General features: G+C 50.0%; 6 protein-coding genes. 2 read left to right on the top strand and 4 right to left on the bottom strand.

Annotated features, from left to right (window positions below; all coding sequences use genetic code 11):
- Positions 1-66: 66 nt before the first annotated feature.
- Positions 67-597, bottom strand: a complete 531-nt coding sequence (gene ppa / locus J1785_RS04415) for an inorganic diphosphatase (protein WP_013573791.1) — start codon at positions 595-597, stop codon at positions 67-69.
- Between the two features lie 316 nt (positions 598-913).
- Here ppa and J1785_RS04410 point away from each other — a divergent pair, with 316 nt between their 5' ends.
- On the top strand, positions 914-2485 hold the full coding sequence (locus tag J1785_RS04410; protein WP_014333680.1) for a methyl-accepting chemotaxis protein: 1572 nt from the start codon (positions 914-916) through the stop codon (positions 2483-2485).
- A gap of 127 nt (positions 2486-2612) precedes the next feature.
- On the opposite strand, the gene fbp is transcribed toward J1785_RS04410, so the two are convergent.
- Entirely contained in the window at positions 2613-3617 is a 1005-nt protein-coding gene (gene fbp / locus J1785_RS04405; RefSeq protein ID WP_129954303.1) for a class 1 fructose-bisphosphatase, read from the bottom strand.
- A gap of 167 nt (positions 3618-3784) precedes the next feature.
- On the opposite strand from fbp, the gene mpl reads away from it, so the two are divergent.
- A complete protein-coding gene (gene mpl, locus J1785_RS04400; RefSeq protein WP_217218898.1) occupies positions 3785-5170 on the top strand; it encodes a UDP-N-acetylmuramate:L-alanyl-gamma-D-glutamyl-meso-diaminopimelate ligase in 1386 nt (461 codons plus the stop codon).
- A 307-nt stretch (positions 5171-5477) separates the two neighbouring features.
- Here mpl and yhcN (J1785_RS04395) read toward each other — a convergent pair whose 3' ends face one another.
- Positions 5478-5741 (bottom strand): peroxide/acid stress response protein YhcN, encoded by a 264-nt coding sequence (yhcN, locus tag J1785_RS04395; protein ID WP_129954307.1) that lies wholly within the window; start codon positions 5739-5741, stop codon positions 5478-5480.
- A 201-nt stretch (positions 5742-5942) separates the two neighbouring features.
- Complete coding sequence (gene yhcN / locus J1785_RS04390) at positions 5943-6206, bottom strand: peroxide/acid stress response protein YhcN (protein ID WP_129954309.1); 264 nt, start codon at positions 6204-6206, stop codon at positions 5943-5945.
- Positions 6207-6310 lie beyond the last annotated feature (104 nt).

Genomic DNA, 6310 nt, shown 5'->3' with positions numbered 1-6310 from the left:
TAAAAAAACACCGCCATCCGGCGGTGTTTTTTTATTCGAACGGCGGTCGTTCAAACGGCGGAAAACTTATTTGTTTTTAGCACGTTCGAAAGAAGTCACGATTTCAGCTTTTGCCGCAGCAGCATCAGCCCAGCCGTCAACTTTGACCCATTTGCCTTTTTCCAGCGCTTTATATTGCTCGAAGAAGTGGGTGATCTGCCCGCGCAGCAGTTCTGGCAGGTCGTTCACATCTTTGATGTGATCATATTCTTTGCTCAGTTTGGTGTGCGGAACGGCAACCAGTTTCGCATCTTCACCGGCTTCGTCGGTCATTTTCAGCATACCGACAGGGCGGCAACGGATCACAGAACCAGGTTGCAGCGGGTATGGAGTGGGCACCAGAACGTCAACCGGGTCGCCATCCAGAGACAGCGTGTGGTTGATGTAACCGTAGTTGCACGGATAGAACATCGCAGTAGACATGAAACGGTCTACAAACAGTGCGCCGGTATCTTTGTCTACTTCGTACTTGATTGGGTCTGCGTTTGCAGGAATTTCGATCACTACGTAGATATCTTCTGGCAGTTCTTTGCCTGCCGGCACATTCAGTAAGCTCATTGTTGGTTTCCTTCGTTGAACCAGGAATAGAGTGCTGCACATTATAGCCAACTCTCCCGCGATTTCCCGCCCTTTTCGTCGAATCGTGTGCGTGCATTTCCCGGCATGACCTGCTGTTCAACCTCGGCTAAATCTTCCGTATTGGCAGTAAAATTTCCTTATCTGCCACTTTTCCGCGTAACTGCCTGTATTTGCTTTTCTTATCAAGATATTCAGGCGATTGCCGATAACAATATTCAAACAAAAAATCAGGATTAACCTGATCCCTACCCATCTGAAGTATCTCCTTTTCACCTGAATGGCTGGATAACACCGTATGTTGAATAAGTTGAGCGTAAAAGCCGGTCTGATTGGCCTGCTGGTATTTATGACGTTGATTCTTTTGCTGGTGAGCGTACTGGGTGCAAATGCCATCCGGCAAAGTGCGGTTTCTCTGCAACAAATTAATCAGCTTCAGGGCGATGAACTCGGTTCACTGGCCGACAGCTACAGTTTCTCGCTGCGCACGCGTGTCGCCAGCGGCGTGGCGGTGCGACAGCTGGAAATTGGCATGATGGATGATGCGAAAAATACAGCGGACCGCATTGGCGGTTATATTAAGCAAGCCGATACCGATCTGGCGAAATTTGTCAGCATCCAGGATGATACTCAGCAAGGCAGAGATTTATCCGACGCGGTGAAGAAAACCTACGATGCCTATAAAGCTCACGGTTTAATGCCGTTACTGGCCGCAATTCAGGCGCAAAGTGCAGACGGTTATTACGATGTGCTGGAAAACAAAATCACGCCTTACAGCAATGCTTATGATAAAGCGCTGGCGGATTTCCGTGCCTACGCCGTCGATAACACCAATAAGCGCATCGAACAGGCTCGCGCCAATGCGCGTATCCAGCTGACAATCATTGCTATTAGCTTCATCATTACGCTGATTATCGCCGTGCTGGCGTGGTTCGCGTTGCAAAAAATCATTATGCACCCGCTGAGATTCTCCATCGCGCAGCTGGAATACATCGCCCAAGGCGATCTGACCCATGAAATCGATGATTCCCGTAATAACGAAATGGGGCGTCTGCTGAAAGCGATGAAGCAAATGCAGGATTCGCTGGCGCTTTCTGTTGGACGCGTACGCGATGCCGGGAATCAGATAGATGTCGGTTCCCGCGAACTGGCTGCCGGTAACGTCCATCTGGCGCAGCGTACCGAAGAATCCGCCGCATCGCTGGAGGAAACTGCCGCGAGCATGGAGCAACTGACCTCAACCGTTCGCATGAATGCCGCGAACTCTGACCAGGCCAATCAGCTGGCGCAAAGCGTGTCAGTGATTGCCAATAAAGGCAGCGAAGTCGTCCATCAGGTCATGGATAAAATGCAGGGCATTACGGAGAGCTCAAAACGTATCGGCGACATTATTACGGTCATTGACGGCATTGCCTTCCAGACCAATATTCTGGCACTGAATGCAGCAGTCGAAGCTGCGCGGGCAGGCGAGCAGGGGCGTGGTTTTGCGGTGGTGGCAGGTGAAGTGCGAAGCCTGGCGCAGCGAAGTGCGCAATCAGCTAAAGAGATTAAAGAGCTGATCGTGGATTCGGAAAACCGGGTTTCTGAAGGTTCGGACATGGTGAAATCGGCCGCAGATACCATGTTGGAAATCTCCAGCGAAGTGACGCGTGTGACCAGCCTGATGCGTGAGATTACTATCGCGACGACAGAACAAACGCACGGCATCGAACAGGTGAACGTGGCGATTACGCAGATGGATCAGGTGGCGCAGCAAAATGCCGCGCTGGTGGAACAGGCAACAGCGGCCACGCGTTCGCTGGAAGAGCAGGCGCAGTTACTGGCAAAAAGCATGGCGGTATTTAAACTCAATCGTGCCGATCAGTTCTGAAAATAGAAATCCTGAGCGGTAAACAATAAAAAAGGTGGCTCAGAAAGCCACCTTTTTACGTTTGGGTCAATGCTAAGCTACACCGGTATCACATTCATTCTTTGATGATTTTTGATGCGTATTTCGGTTATTCATCAGGGAACTGGGCGATAAAGCGTTCCGCGTCTTCCACCATTGAACAGTTGCCTACAAAGAAGGGTGCACGTTCATGCAGTTTCTGCGGGATGATATCCAGGATACGGTTTTTACCGTCACTGGCTTTACCGCCTGCCTGCTCAGCCAGAAAAGCCATCGGGTTGCATTCATACAGCAGACGCAGTTTTCCGTTCGGATGACTGGCCGTGCTTGGATAAATATAAATGCCACCTTTCAGCAGGTTGCGGTGGAAATCTGCCACCAGCGAGCCGATATAGCGTGAGGTGTAAGGGCGTTGCGTCGCTTCATCCTGTTCCTGGCAATACTTGATATATTTTTTAACGCCAAGCGGGAATTTGATGTAGTTACCTTCGTTGATCGAGTACATATTGCCCTTTTCAGGGAAACAGACTTTTTCGTGAGAGAGGCAGAAAACACCAAGTGAAGGATCGTAGGTAAAGGCATGTACGCCCGCGCCGGTGGTGTAAACGAGCATGGTGGAAGAACCATACACCACATAACCTGCGGCGACCTGGCGGTTCCCCGGTTGCAGGAAGTCAGCTTCCGTTACCGGCTGGCCCAGCGGGGTAGTCCGGCGGTAAATCGAGAAAATTGTCCCGACAGAGACGTTAACGTCAATGTTTGAAGAACCATCCAGCGGATCCATCAAAATGACGTATTTTGCATTTTCTGCCCGTTCGCCTTCGAAAATGACAATCTCATCTTCTTCTTCTGACGCGATACCGGCAATTTCACCACGCGCCTTCATAGCGGCTTTTAATTTTTCATTTGCGTACAGATCAAGTTTCATCTGCACTTCACCCTGCACATTCTCGGCACCACTGGTACCCAGAATGTCGACCAGACCCGCTTTGTTGATATCACGGTGAATGATTTTAGCGCCAAGTTTTATTGCTGAAAGTAACGCTGTCAGTTCACCAGTTGCATGTGGAAAATCTTGCTGCTTCTCAACAATAAATTCGCCTAACGTTTTCATGACACTTTCCCTGAATCGAGGATAGATAACGGTACGTTAATAAAAATTTCACAAGAACGTGAGCAGTTTAGCCCAAATATATGGACGAATCATAGGCAAATCCATTTCTTCTGGAGGATTCTGAGCGTTAGAATAGCGGCTGACTTAAAGGCATTAATGGAAAATATATGCGCATTCATATTCTTGGGATTTGCGGCACGTTTATGGGCGGGCTGGCGATGCTGGCACGTGCACAGGGGCATCAGGTAACCGGTTCGGACGATAACGTTTATCCACCGATGAGTACGCTGCTGGAAAATCAGGGGATCGACCTGATCCAGGGGTACGATCCTGCCCAGTTAGATCCTCAGCCTGATCTGGTGATCATCGGCAACGCGATGACGCGCGGTAATCCTTGCGTCGAAGCCGTGCTGGAGCAGGGGATCCCTTATGTCTCGGGCCCGCAATGGTTACATGATCATGTCCTGCCAGAGCGCTGGGTCATTGCTGTTGCGGGGACGCACGGTAAAACCACCACTGCCGGCATGGTCACGTGGATCCTGGAGGCTTGTGGTTATGAACCCGGGTATGTCATCGGCGGCGTTCCGGGCAATTTTGAGGTGTCCGCGCGTCTGGGCAACAGCCCGTTTATGGTGCTGGAAGCCGACGAATATGACTGTGCGTTCTTCGATAAACGTTCCAAATTCGTTCATTACAGCCCGCGTACGCTGATCCTCAACAACCTTGAGTTCGATCACGCTGACATCTTTGATGATCTGAAAGCGATTCAGAAACAGTTCCACCATCTTGTACGTCTGGTGCCAGGCAAGGGGAAAATCATTCTGCCTGAGCACGACACGCCGCTGAAACAAGTGATGGCAATGGGGTGCTGGAGTGAGCAGGAATTTGTCGGTGATGCCGAAAATTGTGTATGGGATGCGAAAAAACTGACGCCGGATTCCAGCACTTTCGAGGTTTATCTGCATGGCGAAGCCGTCGGGCAGGTGAACTGGAGTTTGGTTGGCGAGCACAACATGCATAACGGTCTGATGGCGATTGCTGCTGCACGCCATGTGGGTGTGAAGCCGGAAGATGCCTGCAGGGCACTTGGCGATTTCATTAATGCCCGCCGTCGCCTTGAATTGCGCGGCGTAGAAAATAACGTCTGCGTGTACGACGATTTTGCTCACCATCCGACGGCTATACTGGCGACGCTTGCTGCATTGCGCAGCAAAGTCGGCGGAACTGCGCGTATTCTGGCGGTGCTGGAGCCCCGTTCAAATACCATGAAAATGGGCATGAGTAAAAATGAACTGGCACCTTCGCTGGGCCGTGCTGATGAAGTTTTCCTTTTACAGCCACAGCACATTCCCTGGCAGGTGGCCGAAGTGGCTGAACATTGTATTCAGCCAGCTCACTGGAGTGCAGATGTCGATTCTCTGGCGGATATGGTGATTAAGGCCTCGCAGCCTGGCGATCATATTCTGGTCATGAGCAATGGCGGATTTGGTGGCATACATGAAAAGCTGTTGGCGGCACTGGCTGTTAAAGCGAAAACCGTCCCGGAGCAATAATCCTGGCGCATTATGAGAGTTAAGCACAGCAGTCGCTGTGCTTTTTTTATGTCTGTGAGTGGCCGGAGCAAGTCATTCAAGTCATTAACGGGCAAAAAAAAGCCCTCGAAAAGTTGAGGGCCAAAGGGTGTCGTCGGACAGGACGACGAGGGTATCGTTAGCAAGAGAGTCAGGCAGTGGCAGTGTCAACTCTCTTTCCAGCCTCAACAGCGCTCATTATCACTGGTTTGTGGCTGTTGAAACCCGGTAACGCTAATTCAATAAATACTCAAACAGTGGTTTTATCTCAGTGAGAAACTCAGAAATCTTATTGATAGATTTCTGCTGTCGCGTGATAAGCGCCGTTGTTATAAGCCTCGATCACACGGAAAGATTTCGCGCCTTTGCTTTCAGCTTTATCAGACAACTGCTGGCGGATATCCATTGGCACGCCGTTGACGCCACTGACGCTAATCGTGCCCATAGGTCGCAGATTTTCTGCTTGCTGGTTTGTGACAAGCTGCGCGGCAGAGGTAGCAAAAGAAACAGCAGACAACAGGCTAAGTGCGGCAATAGTGGTAATAATTTTCATGATATTTTCCTGAATATACAGACGTTGGTGCTTTTCATCAGAGAGCAACGTCAATTGAGGTTTGGATTTATCAGGGCTGTAATATCGGGTTCAGGAGCACGTAAAGCGTGCGGGAACGTAGATGGTGCAGTGACAAATCCTTCTTAGTGCGCATTGCGCGGGCCCGAGTCATTCAGGCCCCTTCGCTTCTTTTACCTGAACTTATTGGTAAATTTCTGCGGTCGCGTGGTAGTTACCTTCCTCACGAACTTCGATAACCCTGAATGCTTTAGCACCTTTGGTATCGGCTTTATCTGACAGCGCCTGACGGATATCTGATGGGGCGCCGGCTACGCCACTGACGCTGATCATGCCTGTTGGCTGCATTGTTGAAGCTTGTTCTTGCGTAACAGGTTGTGCTGCAAAAACACCAAATGACAATGCAGAGAGAATGCTTAATGTTGCGATAGTAGTTTTAACTTTCATGATTTTGACCTCGTCGATTTTATTATGTTTCTAACAACTGGTGCTTCACACCACGGAAATGAGTATACATCTAGTCACGGCATAAATTAATAGCGGGCTAATAG

Source organism: Rahnella perminowiae, from assembly GCF_019049755.1.
Lineage (GTDB): Bacteria > Pseudomonadota > Gammaproteobacteria > Enterobacterales > Enterobacteriaceae > Rahnella > Rahnella perminowiae.
This window is presented reverse-complemented; position numbering and strand designations above follow the sequence as displayed.

Coding starts and splice junctions, on each gene's coding strand:
- ppa (WP_013573791.1), bottom strand. CDS start 597: ATGAGCTTACTGAATGTGCCGGCAGGCAAAGAACTGCCAGAAGATATC.
- J1785_RS04410 (WP_014333680.1), top strand. CDS start 914: ATGTTGAATAAGTTGAGCGTAAAAGCCGGTCTGATTGGCCTGCTGGTA.
- fbp (WP_129954303.1), bottom strand. CDS start 3,617: ATGAAAACGTTAGGCGAATTTATTGTTGAGAAGCAGCAAGATTTTCCA.
- mpl (WP_217218898.1), top strand. CDS start 3,785: ATGCGCATTCATATTCTTGGGATTTGCGGCACGTTTATGGGCGGGCTG.
- yhcN (WP_129954307.1), bottom strand. CDS start 5,741: ATGAAAATTATTACCACTATTGCCGCACTTAGCCTGTTGTCTGCTGTT.
- yhcN (WP_129954309.1), bottom strand. CDS start 6,206: ATGAAAGTTAAAACTACTATCGCAACATTAAGCATTCTCTCTGCATTG.